The organism is Shewanella sp. SW1, assembly GCF_025653545.1.
GTDB lineage: Bacteria > Pseudomonadota > Gammaproteobacteria > Enterobacterales > Shewanellaceae > Shewanella > Shewanella oncorhynchi.
The window spans coordinates 73450-88138 of record NZ_JAKKSG010000002.1 but is presented as its reverse complement, the minus strand read 5'-3'; the positions used below and the strand labels follow the sequence as shown (position 1 = coordinate 88138).

The following is a 14689-nucleotide window of genomic DNA, read 5'->3' as shown; positions in this document are numbered from 1 at the left end:
GTTAGCGATTTTACGGGCATTAATGCCGAAAATTAGCAATAGATCAGGTTTTTGTTACCAAAATAGAGGTAATTTAACCAATATGTTTACCCAAGCCACCTCAAAATACACATTTTAGAGCGCCCAAGGGTATTAAACTTCCGTGAATAGAATTACTAAAGGGGTCATCCATGGAAAATCGTTGGCAAGTCGCTATTTCTGCCGGCCTATTGGCGGCTATTTGGTGTGGCGTCGCAGATGCTTTTCATCTGGTCACTTGGATCGGCTTTTTAGGTTGTAGCACTTTTTTTGCTCAACCTAAGGCTGGCTTTCAGGGCGTGATGATGGCGTGGTGCACAAACCTGTCCGGTGTATTTTGGGCTTGGCTCATTATCTCGGGTAGCAGCTTTTTTATTTCGCCCGTATTTGGGTATATTTTTACCGGCATAGCCACTTCGGCCATGTGTTTACAGGCAAGTTATCAAAAGCTTAGCTTTATTCCCGGCGCATTTATTGGCTGTTGCACTACCTTTGCCATGGCGGGTGATGTGGCCAATGTCGTGCCGTCGTTGATCATTGGTGGCTTATTAGGTTTTAGCATGAGCCTGTTAACGGGGCAGTTGGTTACTCTGACACAAAAGTGGTCTGCCGCCACACGTAACCAAGTTGCTAGCGCGGATTAGCATAATACCTGCTCAGATCTTATGACTGACATAGTTGTCGTGGCAATCTGAGCTATACTGCTGATTTAGTGCCAAATAGCATTTTTTTCTTAGGAATTATCAAGATGAAACAAATCCAGTTTCGTACCATTGATGCCATATTGATCAAGTTCAGTCTCAACGGAAAGTTTTGGGTAGTGTGTTCTATGGTGGCGCTGATCACGGCCGCCGTGGCACTTGTCAACTATCAACATGCGCACCGTAACCTTGAGCAGGCCTCTATCGCTCGGGTTCAAGCGAGCGTCGATACCCTAGCGCAAGTTGCAACGGCGCAAAAGCTAGAAGCTGACGCCTTATCTCAATTTGCCAGCCAATACGGGTTAACTGTAACTTCAAGGCAAAGTGACGCGCAGCGTCAAGGGGATAAAGTGACGGCCAGCGCCAGTGTGTCAGGTCAAGCCTTACAACTGACACAGAATGTCCATGAGTGGGAAGCCGATGCGCGTAGCGATGCTAACTTTATGTTCTGGTTAGCATTAGTGGGCTTGTTGCCTTTATTCCAACTGAGTTACTGGATTTCGACTTCACTCGGTGGTGGATTATGGGACATGTACTTAGCCATCAAACGCTTAGCCGATGGTGATTTGAGCTTTAGATTAAACTTCTTTGGTACTGACGATTTCAGTTTGATTGCTCGGGAAATCGATCGCTGCGCCGACAATATGAGTGAAATGGTGTCAGCCATTGGCAAAAATGCACAGACCTTATCATTGGCATCCGATGAATTTAATCAACAGGCGGCCACCAGTGATAAACTGATTGGGTTCCAACATCAATTCCTCGATTCCGTTGCCGTGGCGATGGCACAAATGACCTCAGCGATTGAAGAAGTCTCTGTTAATGCGAGTAATACTTCGTTGCAAACCAAGGAAAATTCAAGCCAAATGTTGGCCAGTCGTGGGCGTATTAGCCATACAGTGGAAAGCATTGGTTTACTCTCAACTAAGATTGGTGCGGCGTTTTCATCGGTGGAACAATTGTCTAAGGATGCGGCGAGTATTGATGCCGTGGTCACAACCATTAACAGTATTTCCCAGCAAACCAATTTATTAGCCTTAAATGCGGCCATTGAAGCGGCCCGTGCCGGTGAGCAAGGTCGTGGCTTTGCTGTGGTAGCCGATGAAGTGCGTACCTTAGCGGGTCGAACTCAACAGGCCACGGTAGAAATTCAGGCCATGATTGAAGGCTTACAATCTGGCACGACTCGTTTATCTAGCATTACCATGGAGATAGTCGATCAGGCCGATGAAGGTCGCAGTGCGATTATCGCCGTCGGTGATGATGTTCAAGGCATGGCGCAATCGGTCAATGCGGTATTTGATATGAGCAGCCAAATTGCCGCCTCGGCGGAAGAGCAGAGTGTCGCCGCTCGCGACATTGCCGGACAATTGAATGAAATCCGCCATCAGTCGGAAACTATCAAACAAACAGCCCAGCGCAGTGTGACCTTAGCCAATGATCTGCACCATGCCTCGGTCGAGTTAGATGGGATTTTAAAGCAGTATCATACTAGCTAATGTTCACCTTCAAGGTGAGTCGTCGGCATTGCCAGTTTTCAGCATGGGTAGGAGAGTAATAACGCCCGATACTGAGTCTCATGTTAAGTAGTAACGTATCATCAGACAATGGCGGAAATCGTAGATTTCCGCCATTTTAATTTGGAAGTACCCAAAGAACTATTTAGTTATATTGCCCCATTCCGTTCTATCAGCGTGACATTATCTAAATTGACGGTCATAGATTTCAGGGGAGAAAGTTATGTCTGAAAATGTCCTTTTTGCGGAGGGTATTTCACTGTGGTTGGCGGTGGAAATCTGTGTTTTGTAAAAATAGAATTTGGGGAAATTGATGGTTTCTATATGGCTGATTGTGTTAACCTTTATCGGAAATATTTAAGAAAAATATCAAGCAATTTTAAATTGTTCGTTGATGATAAACGCTCACCAGAGTATCACTTGTTCGCCTCGGTCAATTAAAATTGGCTTGGGACGCCGCTTAACGTTAGGCAACAATAATTATGAATAACGATCCATTTCGAAACCCGACAGATACCGAAATAACCAGCGCTGAAAGCAAACTGGGCATCAGTTTTCATGACGACTACCGATCATTTTTGAAGTCTGGCAGCGATGTTGCAAACGCTACCTTTGAGCCTGCGGTAATTTTACCTGGCTCTGGTCATCTTGATATCTTTGACATTGCTGAAACAGCCTGGAATGTCATTGGTCTTCCAAGAGACCTTTTGCCATTCATCGAGGATAATGGCGACTATTTCTGCATAGCAAAGACGGGTGAGATAATTTATTGGTCTCACAACGGCAGCACTAAGGAAGAATGGCCGAATCTTTCTGCATGGCACAAGCAGGTTTGTGTAGACCTTGAGTAACTGTGATAGCCTAAATAGTGGTTCAAATCGTTCGCTCCGCTCTCAGTGATGGGTTAAAGCCTGCCCCTTAGCCAAACGTTAACCCATACAAGCATTTAAAGCGGGACGGCTAACAGTTTGCTCGACTTCGCTTCGCTACACAATTTTAGCAAACGATTATCAGCCCCTTAAATGGGCGTTAAGCATTATGAGCAAATATCGAGATAAATTCGAATATCCGGAAAATCCAGCAAGTGCTGAAGAAATTCAGGCTCTTGAGAAATGGTTAGGAACAGATCTTCCGAGTGAGTATAAGAAGTTCTTGCTTGAAACTAATGGGGCAGAAACTCCGATTGGCGTGCAAGAACCAGATGACTCAGTTGTGCTCTGGAGCGCTAAAGAGATATCCGAATTAACAGAAGCCTATTGCTACGAGCAATACTTGCCTGGGTTGGTTGCTATTGGTTCAGATGGTGGGGGAGAGTCAATTGTCTTCGATACCACACATAATATAAGTTCAGAAGACTGGCCAGTTTATAGGGTACCTTTCGGCGATTTAACGAAAGAGTCTATGGTATTGTTGGCGGAAAATTTCAATGAGTGGGTTTCCAGTGGTTATTCGCTCAATTTCTAAAATGTTTAACAAGGCCAGTCAATCTGACCTCCGTAAACTGTCTTCTTTTTTGCAAAAAAGACGTAAAAAAGCTTCCAACTCACTCCGGCAGTTGCTGGTGGCGTTATGTTTAAAGCGGTAGAAATTAGAAAGAGGGCATCGATATGTCAGGAGAGCGAATATCGGGTGATGGAGAACGAGAACGATGTCCTGTACATGGGCATACGAGAAGGCTATCTAGCAAAGAAATTAATGAGATTAAGCACGCTGTAGAAGTTGCTAACTCACAAGCTAAACGTAAGGGAGTTACACCTAAAGATCCTCAAATTGGTCTTTTCAGTTGTAAATGTAATTGCTTCTATGTGAAAGTTGAATAATGGTCCGTCAATATGTTGATAGTATTATCAGAATGCGAACATAACAAATTGCTGTATCTGAAATTTTTCCGTTCCTTCTTTTTTGTTTGATAACACAAAAGCTTCTACTCCAAAAATGCAGCTGCGCAAGGCGTTACACCATAGAAATTTCTATGCGAAATTCACCTGTTATAGCTGATGACCTAACACGCTTTTGTCCCAAAGCATACTACCTATTTCTTTAAAACAAACAGGTTTCACCAATGCTAAACAGGTGAGCCTTGGTGATTTGCGAGACGACCGTCCGCCCCATAGCCGCTCTTTGGCGTCCATGCCATCGCGGCATTTGTGAATCCTTTCACATCAGATGGGGCGGTCGAGCATTCACGGATGGACTGGCTGCGAGTCGACGAGCAAATACCATGGCAAGCATGTGTGAGTGGATATCAGCAAACGCTAAACTCCTCACAACTAAAATTATTGGTCCCCAAACACTCGTCTTCAAGACATATCTGTCCAAAAGTGAATTACGTTCAGTATCAAGCCTGACTCATTGACTATTCATCGAACGACAAAGATGAAATATGTTTCGCCCATAAAAAAACATCGGCTTAGGCCGATGTTTTTATGTCTATGAGATGGTTAACCCTGCGGATTAGGCCTCTTTGAACGTGCTCCAGATGGGCGCGTGGTCTGAGGGTTTATCTATGCCGCGAAGATCGTAATCGACATCGGATTCGACTAAACGTGCTGCCAGTGAAGGCGTTGCTAAAATCACATCAATACGTAGGCCGCGGTTGTCATCGAACCCTTTACTGCGGTAATCGAACCAAGAATAACGTTCGATGCGCTCTGGGTGTAATTGACGGAAAGTGTCGACTAAACCCCAGTCTTGCAAGGTTTTCAACCACTCACGTTCTTCCGGTTGGAAGCTACATTTGCCGGTTTTTAGCCAACGCTTACGATTGACTTCACCTATGCCTATGTCTAAATCGGTCGGTGAAATATTGATGTCACCTATGATGGCGATATCTTCATCGTTGCTGTGATTTGTCTGCAAGTAGTGCATTAAGTCCTGATAAAACTTACGTTTAGCAGGATATTTTGTTGGGTGATCTATGCTTTCGCCCTGGGGGAAATAGCCGTTGAACACAGTCAATGGACGACCATTCGCTTGGGTAAATGTGCCGATAATCATGCGGCGCTGGGCATCTTCATCATCGCTTGGAAAACCCTTTTGCAGTTTTTCTGGTGCGACTTTAGACAGCATGGCAACACCATAGTGAGCTTTACCGCCGTGGTAATGCACTTGATATCCCATAGCTTCGACTTCGGCTAATGGAAACGCCTCATCGTGCACTTTGGTTTCTTGCAGGCCGATAATGTCGGGCTGGTGGCTATCGATTAAGGCTTGCAATTGATGCAAGCGTGCCCGCAGACCATTGATGTTAAAGGACACTATTTTCATTAAGGCAGAACTCGTTTAAAGGGTTTAACCACAACACTTTGGTAAACGCCCGCTTCGATATAGGGATCGGCATCGGCCCAGTGTTTTGCTGCCACTAAGGATTCAAAATCTGCGACAACCAGTGAACCACTAAAGCCTGCATCACCTGGGTTTTCGCTGTCGATGGCTGGGTGTGGGCCAGCGATCAGTAAACGACCTTCATCGGCGAGGGCTTGCAGGCGAGCTAAATGGGCTGGGCGTGCGGCTAAACGTTTTTCTAAACTATTCTCAAAATCTTGAGCTGAAATCATATACCACATTATTTGAGTTCCTTGCGTTGATCTTCGGGAAGGTGTTTATAAAGATAAAATACGGTCAGGACAGTATTAATTAAGGTTAAAGCGGTTAAACCAAACACTTTAAAATTGACCCAAGTTTCTAATGGCAAACTAAAGGCGACATAAATATTGACTAGGCCACAAGCGGCGAAAAAGATCACCCAATACCAAGTTACACGAGCCCAAATTTTGTCGTCTACTTGCATTTCTTTGCCTAACATCGACTTTAATATCGATTTATTGAGCAATTGACTGACACCTAAGGCTATGGCAAACAAGCTGTAGATGATGGTCACTTTCCACTTGATAAAAGAATCATCGTGGAACACTAAAGTGAGTGTGCCAAACACTGTCACCATAGCAAAGGTGATTAAGTGCATCTTTTCAAGTTTCTTATATAGCGCATAGGTCACGATCAATTGAAGCGCGGTGGCTGCGATCAATGCGCCGCTGGCGATATAAATATCGAAAAATTTATAGACAGCAAAAAAGATGACGAGGGGCAGGAAATCAAGCAGTTGTTTCATAATTAATCGTGTTAAAGAGACATGGGCTTGAGTGTAGCATGTGCAACATAAGGGCAAAAGCATCATGGGCCTAGGATTGCGATCTTGCCCATTAAACCGATTTAATCTTATAAGCTCGCTTCACGTTGGCTTGGCGGCGTTGACATTAACCTTTGCACGACTTAACAGCGGGCAATCGTGGCATTGGCCTGTGTTGGCGAGTTGATACCTTAAGCAGCAAGTACGGCGAATGCAGTGGATTTTGGGGCTCGGTTTTGAGCGCGATGCTGTACTCGTTACTATTCTCGCAACTGTGTTCGGTGTTGCGCTATCTTGCTCTGGTTCGATGAGTAAGTTAATGCTGTTATACAGCGGATTTGTGCTGCCATCTAAAAAGGTCGTGCTGCGAAACAGGGCTTGTTTCAATTGCTGACTGTGCTGCTCAGTGAGTCCCAGCTCCCCAAGATACCAGTGGATCAGATAGCCTAAGTGACTCCAATATAATTTAGCGGGCACGGGGCTCAAAGTGAGTAGGCGCTCAACACTCGGTTGTAGTAAGTTTAAGATAAGGCCTTGTAGGGCGAGTTCTTTATCAACTGGCGGCTTATATGGGGTTAATGGCGAGTGTACCTTAGTGTCTGTCTTGAAACTTGGCTTAGTGTTTATTTGGGAAAGTGGCTCGATGTCGTGGTGTTTTTTAAAGGCCAAAGCGGTATTTGGCTGGGGTTTTGCGATGTTAAATTCAAATTTTGCCACTCGGCCACTGGCGTGTACCTGCATAAAAACGGACTGTGGCTGCCAGTGAATAGGCTCGAAATCGGCTTTTTTTGCGTTAAAAATCCACTCCATCACAGGCGGAACTAAAAGGCCAAAATACCATTGACCCCAAAGTGAATGCAGCGCTTTGCGAGTGTCTTTTCTACTGGCCACAGCACTTTTACTGACCAAAGCGCTTTTAATGGCGAAAGCGGGCGCTCGGCTGGTTGCAGCTGTTTTAGTAGCCTCGGTTTTATCTTTAGTTACAGCCTCAGTTTCACTCTGAGTTTCTGCGCTAGGATGTGCGATGGCAAAACGTGCAATGAGTTTTTGATAAGTATCGGCGCAGCTCCATTCATTAAAACTGAGCCCTGAAGGGGACTGCGTTGCGCTAAGATGCTCGCCATAGAAGGGCGCCCGCTTATGTAACAGCTGATTGAGTGACAAAATAGTTTGATTCAACGCGTTGTGGCTTGGCGCTGTATCGCACAATGTTTGCAGTCTGGTGTCTCTCCGTTGGCTTGCCATAGTGACTCCTTAATGGCTGTGATTGATTGCCGCGGTTATCGATAAGTCCATGTAAATGATTACCTTGCGAGCCCAAGATTTGGGCTCACAAGGTTTTTCGAACGATCTCAATATAAATCTGACTTAGAAGCGATAGTCCAAGGTTAAGCTGGCACTTCGCGGCGTACCGTATTGGAATTGACTATATTGACCTACTTGGCTGTAGTAGCTTTTATCTAAGGCGTTGTGCAGGTTGGCGCTGAGCTTAAGTTGCTCGGTGAAGGCGTAACTCGCCATTAGACTCGCTAGCGCGTAAGAGCCTTGCTCGACTTCGACTTTGCCAAGTGGCGAATTAACTGTTTGGTAGACGCGGCTCTGCCAGTTAACCCCCGCACCTATTTGCAATTTATGCCAATCACCGCCAAAGGTATAAGTGGTGAAGAGTTTTAACTGCTGACGTGGTGACGTGGTACTGATACGTTTGCCTTCAGGATCTTCGCTAGTGAACTGGGTGTAACCTAAGTAAAGATTCCAGTCATCAGTGATTTTACCCGTTGATTCAAATTCGAATCCCTGTGTTTTTGTACCGTTTACGCCTTCATACACTTGCGTTGTTGTTCCTGGGATCACATCGCCAGTGCTGACTCCGACATTGTCTTGTCTGATCTCAAACACCGACAGCGACATATCTAAAGCCTCATCGAACAGGCTCGCCTTAATCCCGCCTTCGTAGTTTTTCCCTTTGACCGGATCTAGATAGCTTTTATCGATTTTTTGCTTAGTTTGCGGTGCAAAAATATCCGTATAACTGGCATAGAGCGAATATTGCTCGGTCAGGGCGTAGGTGAGGCCGAAGTAAGTGGTGAGTTCGTTGCTGATGTTGAAATCGTAACGGCTGCCAAAATTATCTTGGTCGGTTTCCCACTCATTGAGGCGTAATCCGACGATGACAGCTAAAGCGTCGCTGAGATTAAGCTGAGTCGCTACATAGGCTGCACTCTGTTTGGTTTCGCCAAATGAACCCGTGGTATAGGTTTCCTTCCATTGAGGTTTTGGATATTGGAAGTTCGGATCGCGAAAATCCCCCAAAGGCGGTACTGCCGCAGTGGGGTAATAATAGGGATTGGCGAACTCTTGGCGTTGGCCATTCCAGCCAAACATCAATTGATGTTCTAATCCAAAGAGTTGGTATTGTCCTTCGGCGCGCAAATCCACATTGTGTTGGGTGCGACTGCCGTCGACATAGGCGATAGAGCCTGCAGTGGCGCCGATATTGGTTACAGGATCTGGATATCCCGTGGCCCATAGTACATCGAACTCCAATGAGTTATCGCCGTAGGTGTAAGTCCCTTTTAGGTTCCAACCGTTATCTAATCTGTGTTCGAGACTCGCAAAGGTGTTGAGACCTTGGGTATGCGCCGAGCCCCAATCGGGCGCCGTTGAAGTGGCACGATCATAATTAGTGCGACTGCCATCGCTGTAAAATAGCGGTAAACCGCCCGACATAGTGCCGCTCGGTGTGGCATCTTGGTAATCGACACCAAGGGTGAATAAGGTGCTATCGCCAATATCGGTTTCGACTATGCCGTATAGCGTAGTGCGCTGCTGCTCGTACCTGTCTTGGAATGAATCCTTATCTTGATAGGCGGCCACCACGCGACCGCGCACAGAACCTGAATCATTTAAGCCGCTGGAAACATCGACCATACCGCGCACATTATTCCATGAGCCCACACTTAACGAGGTGTTGCCCATAAACTCTTGAGTCGGGCGTTTACGGATAAGGTTAATGGCCGCCGAGGGATTACCGGCTCCCGTCATGAGGCCAGTCGCGCCGCGTACCACTTCTACTCGCTCGTAGATGGCGGTGTCGATCAGATTATCGCCATAGTTGAAGCGGGTATCGTAGGTCGTTGGCACGCCATCGTACAAAATGCTGGTCACGGCAATGCCGCGGGCACTAATACTGTATCTGTCGTTATCCATTGGGCGGGCATTGATCCCCGCAACGCTGGTCATGGCATCAATCACGCTATTAAGCTGTTGATCATTCATCATTTGGCGGGTGATAGAAGTGACCGACTGCGGCGTTTCTAGATAGGATAAATCGAGCCCAGTTGCCGTGTTCATCGCTTGGGTTTTATAACGGTTGTCGTGTAAGTCCTTAGCGCCAATGACATTGATGACTTCAATTTCTTTCTGGTGCTTTTTAGTCTTACTATCCGTATCGACAGTGTCAGCTGTGGCATGGGGAACTGTGGCTAACATGGCTGAGCACAGCAATAGCTTCGGGTTAACGAGGGCTTGCCGACAGACGAGTGCGATGTTGGAGAGAGGAAAAGTCTTCATAATGTTGATCTTTAATTCCGTTTAGGTTGGGGGTTAAACAAGCTGGGCCAACATTGGCCCATGCTAAAGTTTCGGGGTTATCCACTTTGTGGTGTGTTAACGTGTCCTTTGCTCAGCGCTGCTAAGCATAGGGCGCTTAAAGGCATGGCTTTGTCTAAAGGCCGCCAAGGGATTGTCGATGCCACCGGCGAAACGCAGGTTTTTCTCCCTGTCGGCGAGGTCTATCATTTGTTGGTTATTATTCAATTGGATACGATTGAGGCAGGTGCGTACAAAGCTGTCCTTAAACAGATCGTATTGGGCAAACTTGGCGGCCAAATGTGGATGCTGGGCTTGGTAATCACGTACATTGTCCGCAACTAACTCCCAGAATTGGCTTTCACTGACACTGGTTTGCTCATCGAGCAGCGGTGCTAAATAGCGGAAAATACAGTCAAAAATATCCAGTAAGATGTAGTTAAGCTTCATCTCTTCTTCAAGGGTCACCGCCAGGCGTTTTACATCATCAGGTAGCGGCTTCGCGCCATTGAGTACCGCGACTTCTTCGCCTATGTCTTTCATCAAAATCTTGACTGGCACATATTCATCGAGCACTAAGATCAGGTTTTCACCATGGGGCATAAAGACCAGATCGTAGGCAAAAAAGGCATGTAACAGCGGCGATAAATACAGGTTTAAGTAGCGACTGACCCAATCCTTTGCTGGTAAGCCTGAGGCGGCTATCAAGGCTGCAATAAGGGCCTTATCTTCATGATCCGTATGCAGTAGCGCAGCCATGGTCATCAGATTTTGCTTAGGCTCAATGTGTGGCAGTGGGCTTTCGCGCCACAGGGCAGAAAGCATTTTTTTGTAGGCGCTATCTTGGGTGAGTGCCTGCTCGTAATAGGTGTGGTGATAACCTATTGCGGCAATTTCTTTGAGGATCACAAAGCCTTGTTGGGCAAAGTAAGGATCGTTTTCAACCAAGTTTGCAACCCAAGCATTGATCTGCGGTGTGCAGCTCATGTAAAGGGGCGATAGACCACGCATAAAGCCCATATTAAGGATAGAAAGCGCGGTTTTGACGTAGCACTTTTGCGGTGATGCAAGATTGAAGAAAGTGCGTATCGATTGCTGCACTTGATATTGCTCATTGCCTTCACCAAGATAAACCAGATCGCCACGGGCTATATCGCCGGCAAAGACGCGGGCGATTTTTTCACGCCACTGCCAAGGGTGCACAGGCATAAAGTAGAAGTCCTGTGGATCATGCTGCTGTGTTTTAAGACGTTGTTGGAAGTCAGTGAACTGTTGGCCAAGCTCTTCCTTTAGTAACGCGTCGTGACTCAAGTTTTCGAGGGCGGCAAACGTGGTTTTGTTTTTGCGGACTCCAAGCCAGACTAACTGCATCGGCATCGCGCTTTCAGGGGCAAATTGACGGTAATCCTGCATATCAAAACCAATCCGGCCATTATTGGCAATAAACACCGGATGACCTTCTGTCATACCCGCTTCTATGCTTTGATAATCGGCTCGCGCCAGTGTGGCTGCGGGAATCGACTGATGCGCTAACTTGTATGCCTTACTGTAAAGGGTGCTGGTGATTTCTTCTAAATAAGTTGGTAGTAAGGTTTCGCAGATCCCTAAGTCATTTTTAAGGGAAATAATCAGCGACATCGCATCGAGGATTTGTTCTTTGCCTGCAAGTGAAACGCGGATGGTATCGGCATCAATCGCGAGATGATCTAGCTGATAATGCCGCGCACTAAAATAATAAGTGCTGTCTTTGAGCCGCAGTTCATAGTGATTGAGCCCCGCTTTTTGCCCGTACAGGGTCGGCGTAATGAGCTTCTCGTGGGTGAATTCGCAGAGGATTTTCTTCACTAAATGACGATTAGCCGCTTGCCAATAGGCGGGAGTCAAATGCTCCGGCATAGAAGTCGATGTTGTCGATAGCGCCGGGCTTTGTTGAGCATGTACTGCTTGATCATGATGATCTTGCGTTGGCAATGGGTTCATTAATAAGGCTTTTGTGGGTAAGTTCATCTAATTCACCTGAAGAGTCGATAATGTTATGGGAGAGGCTACTGGTGCTGTGAGCGAGCTTGACTTTGCTAGGGTTGGGCTTGCTAAGTATTGTTCTGCTAAGTTTGGCAGAGCAGACGTTGACTGAGCTTGGCAGGGCTGAGGTTGTTTGGGCTAGGCTCGTCAAAGAGGGCGTGCTCGATGGTTGAAGGCGCTGGGCCGCAGTGCAAAATCCGAGGAAAGCAGCTTTAGTGTTTAACTGAATCGCTTTTTCATAGCGAATGCCTATCAGGCTATTTAAGCGATGAATTTTGCTATTGAGTTGATCGGGTTCAACCACGAGGCGATTAAAGGCCAGTTTTTCAAGCACGAGCTGCGCTATCGCATCCATCACTTTCAAGGATAAGCCGCTGACGGGTTTGCCATCTGGCGGTGCGATAATCAGATGCATACCACAATCACCCGGCGCAACACGATAGTGCTGGCCGACTTCATCGTGGACGGGATCGTAGAGTTCCACCATAAATAGCGCTTTGGCCTGCCATTCACCTATCAAGGCAAACTTGTGCTCTGTTGTTGCTAACAGATTTTTTATGGCATCAAGGTTCAAGCCCTGCATACCCCAAAACTTGGCGTAATCTTGGTTAAACCAAGACTGTAGTGTTGGGATGTCTTGTGTAAGGTCTAACGCTCTGAACTGAAAACCATTAATGCTCGAAATAGCGGATAGTTGCGTTAAACAATGGTTGCTAAATTGGCTTGCCATTATTATGCCTCCTGGTTCGGCGCCATTAAGACCGGCATATTGGTTCCCGCGCCTGAACTCACGGTTGAACTTGTGCCAGAACTTGGAATCTTGGTTGGAGGAATAGTTTGTGGCGTATCAACTTGAGTTTTTCTGTGCGGCGCCTTAGGAAAATGTCTTGGATTAAGATCCAGCGTGTTAATTGCATTGGCGCCGCAGGGCTGATGACTGGCAAGTTTGGCCGGATCGAAGGTTTGAAACGCGATATGTTCCTCAATGTGGTAGGGCGCATAACCGAGCACAGCTTTTAAGATGGTGCCGTTGCGATAACAGCCCATACCCAGATCTGGAGAGCTTATCCCATGGGTATGCAAACCGACATTCTGGACAAAAATATCCCCTCGAATATCTATGCTGTAATCACGCTGCACGCTAAGTTGTCCGGCGTCATCGAATTCGACTTGTTGTTTAATACCACTGATAAACTCGGGTAAACGATAGTGGTAACCTGTGCCTAAAATGACGGCGCCCGTTTCTTGCTCAAAGGTGTGATTTTTTTCATTGTGGTGGAAATGCAACTTGAGAATATTGGCTTGGGGCTCGATATGAGTCAGCGCCGCATTCGTCATCAGTCGGCATTGAAAATCGGCCAATAGGCGCTTTTGATATAACAAATCGTAAATGTCGTTTATCAGCTCAGAATTTATCCCTTTGTAGAGCTGTTTCTGGCTGGCGATCAGTGAGCATCTTTGATTAGGGGTCAACTCGTGGAAGTAATCGACATAATCTGGCGAGGTCATCTCTAAAGTAAGCTTGGTATATTCCAAGGGATAAAAACGTGGTGATCGCGTCATCCAATTGAGTTGATAACCATAGGTATCAATATCTTGCAGTAGATCGTAAAACACTTCAGCCGCACTCTGGCCACTACCAATCACTGTGATGGCACTCTGACTCTGCAGGTAGGTTTTTTGCTGCATATAACTGGCGGTATGCATGATCCGTGCATCTTGGATTGGGCAATCCTTTGGCAGATAAGGTTCAGTGCCAGTGCCTAACACTAGCTTTCGGCATTGATAGGTATGGGTTTTGCCACTGCGTCTATCAAAACCTGTAACTCGATAAATACCTTCACCGGCGTTGTAATCCACTTGAGTGACCTTAAAACCAAATTTAAGGTTGCTGAGCTGTTGGCTCACCCATTGGCAATACAAGTTGTATTCGTGGCGAGGTAAAAAGAAATTCTCACGAATATAAAAGGGATAAAGTCTGCCCGTTTGCTTGGCAAAATTAAGGTAACTGTAGCGGCTGGTGGGATCGGCCATAGTCACCAGATCCGACATAAAGGGTGTTTGCAATCTTGAGGATTTGAGTAGCATGCCTGGATGCCAGTCAAAACTGGTTTTAGCATCTAAAAATAAGCAGTTAAAGCCGTCAATAGGTTCTGATAAGGCGGCGAGGCCAAGATTGAATGGGCCAATGCCTATGCCAAGTAGATCAAAGATTTCGCGATCCATTTCCCTTTGCTGTGTACTCACTTACGCCTCCTTGGCAACATGCTACTGCGCGTTGCCGATCCAGTAATCAGTTACCTAAGGACGCAAACCAAAGTGAATGCGGTTATCAAAATAGACTGTTTGGCTATTTATCTTGCGTTGATCAACTCGCTATTTTTAGCTTAGTCCTTAGGCCATTTCCTGCTGTCTCTGTCCCGACAACGGTAGGTAAATTAGCATGTGAAAATATTCAAATGCAAACCATTCTCATTTTGGCAGGGCTATAGGTTAATACTTTTAACTGATAAATAAGGGGGGCGGATACGGTTAATGGTACAAATAAGTAAGTGATAAAGGGGGGATAATTAGACAGCGTTTTGGGGATATATCATTTAGGGTTTTACGAGCTCTATTTTTATAAAAGATATAAATACAGTGGTTTACATTAATGCTTGAGTTGGTTCGAGAGCAGAGGGAAATTGATTTAGGTGGGGGTCATGTCATCC

At 46.1% G+C, this 14689-nt stretch carries 11 protein-coding genes and 1 pseudogene; 4 read left to right on the top strand and 8 right to left on the bottom strand.

What is annotated here, in order from left to right; translation table 11 throughout:
- The first annotated feature begins 170 nt into the window (after positions 1-170).
- The 4 genes from L5M71_RS02280 to L5M71_RS02265 all read left to right on the top strand — a co-directional run bounded on the left by L5M71_RS02280 (position 171) and on the right by L5M71_RS02265 (position 3700).
- Positions 171-662, top strand: coding sequence for a DUF1097 domain-containing protein (locus tag L5M71_RS02280; RefSeq protein ID WP_028761013.1), 492 nt, complete (start codon positions 171-173; stop codon positions 660-662).
- Positions 663-766: 104 nt separating this feature from the next.
- Entirely contained in the window at positions 767-2218 is a 1452-nt protein-coding gene (locus tag L5M71_RS02275) for a methyl-accepting chemotaxis protein (protein ID WP_263206227.1), read from the top strand.
- A 500-nt stretch (positions 2219-2718) separates the two neighbouring features.
- Positions 2719-3087, top strand: coding sequence for an SMI1/KNR4 family protein (locus L5M71_RS02270; protein WP_263173836.1), 369 nt, complete (start codon positions 2719-2721; stop codon positions 3085-3087).
- Positions 3088-3274: 187 nt separating this feature from the next.
- Positions 3275-3700, top strand: a complete 426-nt coding sequence (locus tag L5M71_RS02265; RefSeq protein ID WP_198572796.1) for an SMI1/KNR4 family protein — start codon at positions 3275-3277, stop codon at positions 3698-3700.
- A 990-nt stretch (positions 3701-4690) separates the two neighbouring features.
- Here L5M71_RS02265 and xthA read toward each other — a convergent pair.
- The 8 genes and pseudogenes from xthA to L5M71_RS02225 form a co-directional block, all read right to left on the bottom strand.
- On the bottom strand, positions 4691-5503 hold the full coding sequence (xthA, locus tag L5M71_RS02260) for an exodeoxyribonuclease III (protein ID WP_105252109.1): 813 nt from the start codon (positions 5501-5503) through the stop codon (positions 4691-4693).
- Positions 5503-5802, bottom strand: coding sequence for a YciI family protein (locus L5M71_RS02255; protein WP_028761008.1), 300 nt, complete (start codon positions 5800-5802; stop codon positions 5503-5505). Before L5M71_RS02255 ends, xthA begins: the two co-directional genes overlap by 1 nt.
- Positions 5802-6347: a septation protein A gene (locus L5M71_RS02250; RefSeq protein ID WP_028761007.1), complete on the bottom strand. Its 546-nt coding sequence runs from the start codon at positions 6345-6347 to the stop codon at positions 5802-5804. The genes L5M71_RS02255 and L5M71_RS02250 overlap by 1 nt, the downstream gene beginning before the upstream one ends.
- Before the next feature lie 120 nt (positions 6348-6467).
- On the bottom strand, positions 6468-7610 hold the full coding sequence (locus tag L5M71_RS02245) for an IucA/IucC family C-terminal-domain containing protein (protein ID WP_263206225.1): 1143 nt from the start codon (positions 7608-7610) through the stop codon (positions 6468-6470).
- 123 nt (positions 7611-7733) lie between these two features.
- Positions 7734-9938 carry a TonB-dependent siderophore receptor gene (locus tag L5M71_RS02240; protein WP_263206223.1) on the bottom strand — a complete coding sequence of 735 codons (2205 nt, stop codon included), beginning with the start codon at positions 9936-9938 and terminating at the stop codon, positions 7734-7736.
- A 96-nt stretch (positions 9939-10034) separates the two neighbouring features.
- Entirely contained in the window at positions 10035-11963 is a 1929-nt protein-coding gene (locus L5M71_RS02235; protein ID WP_263206221.1) for an IucA/IucC family protein, read from the bottom strand.
- Positions 11964-12708 (bottom strand): annotated as a pseudogene (locus tag L5M71_RS02230) (GNAT family N-acetyltransferase). It lies immediately after the preceding gene.
- A 2-nt stretch (positions 12709-12710) separates the two neighbouring features.
- Complete coding sequence (locus tag L5M71_RS02225; protein WP_263206219.1) at positions 12711-14225, bottom strand: lysine N(6)-hydroxylase/L-ornithine N(5)-oxygenase family protein; 1515 nt, start codon at positions 14223-14225, stop codon at positions 12711-12713.
- Positions 14226-14689: the final 464 nt, after the last annotated feature.

What these genes read in the sequence shown, in the direction of transcription:
- L5M71_RS02265 (WP_198572796.1), top strand. Translation starts at nt 3,275, where the DNA reads ATGAGCAAATATCGAGATAAATTCGAATATCCGGAAAATCCAGCAAGT.
- L5M71_RS02280 (WP_028761013.1), top strand. Translation starts at nt 171, where the DNA reads ATGGAAAATCGTTGGCAAGTCGCTATTTCTGCCGGCCTATTGGCGGCT.
- L5M71_RS02275 (WP_263206227.1), top strand. Translation starts at nt 767, where the DNA reads ATGAAACAAATCCAGTTTCGTACCATTGATGCCATATTGATCAAGTTC.
- L5M71_RS02245 (WP_263206225.1), bottom strand. Translation starts at nt 7,610, where the DNA reads ATGGCAAGCCAACGGAGAGACACCAGACTGCAAACATTGTGCGATACA.
- L5M71_RS02270 (WP_263173836.1), top strand. Translation starts at nt 2,719, where the DNA reads ATGAATAACGATCCATTTCGAAACCCGACAGATACCGAAATAACCAGC.
- L5M71_RS02240 (WP_263206223.1), bottom strand. Translation starts at nt 9,938, where the DNA reads ATGAAGACTTTTCCTCTCTCCAACATCGCACTCGTCTGTCGGCAAGCC.
- xthA (WP_105252109.1), bottom strand. Translation starts at nt 5,503, where the DNA reads ATGAAAATAGTGTCCTTTAACATCAATGGTCTGCGGGCACGCTTGCAT.
- L5M71_RS02235 (WP_263206221.1), bottom strand. Translation starts at nt 11,963, where the DNA reads ATGAACTTACCCACAAAAGCCTTATTAATGAACCCATTGCCAACGCAA.
- L5M71_RS02250 (WP_028761007.1), bottom strand. Translation starts at nt 6,347, where the DNA reads ATGAAACAACTGCTTGATTTCCTGCCCCTCGTCATCTTTTTTGCTGTC.
- L5M71_RS02255 (WP_028761008.1), bottom strand. Translation starts at nt 5,802, where the DNA reads ATGTGGTATATGATTTCAGCTCAAGATTTTGAGAATAGTTTAGAAAAA.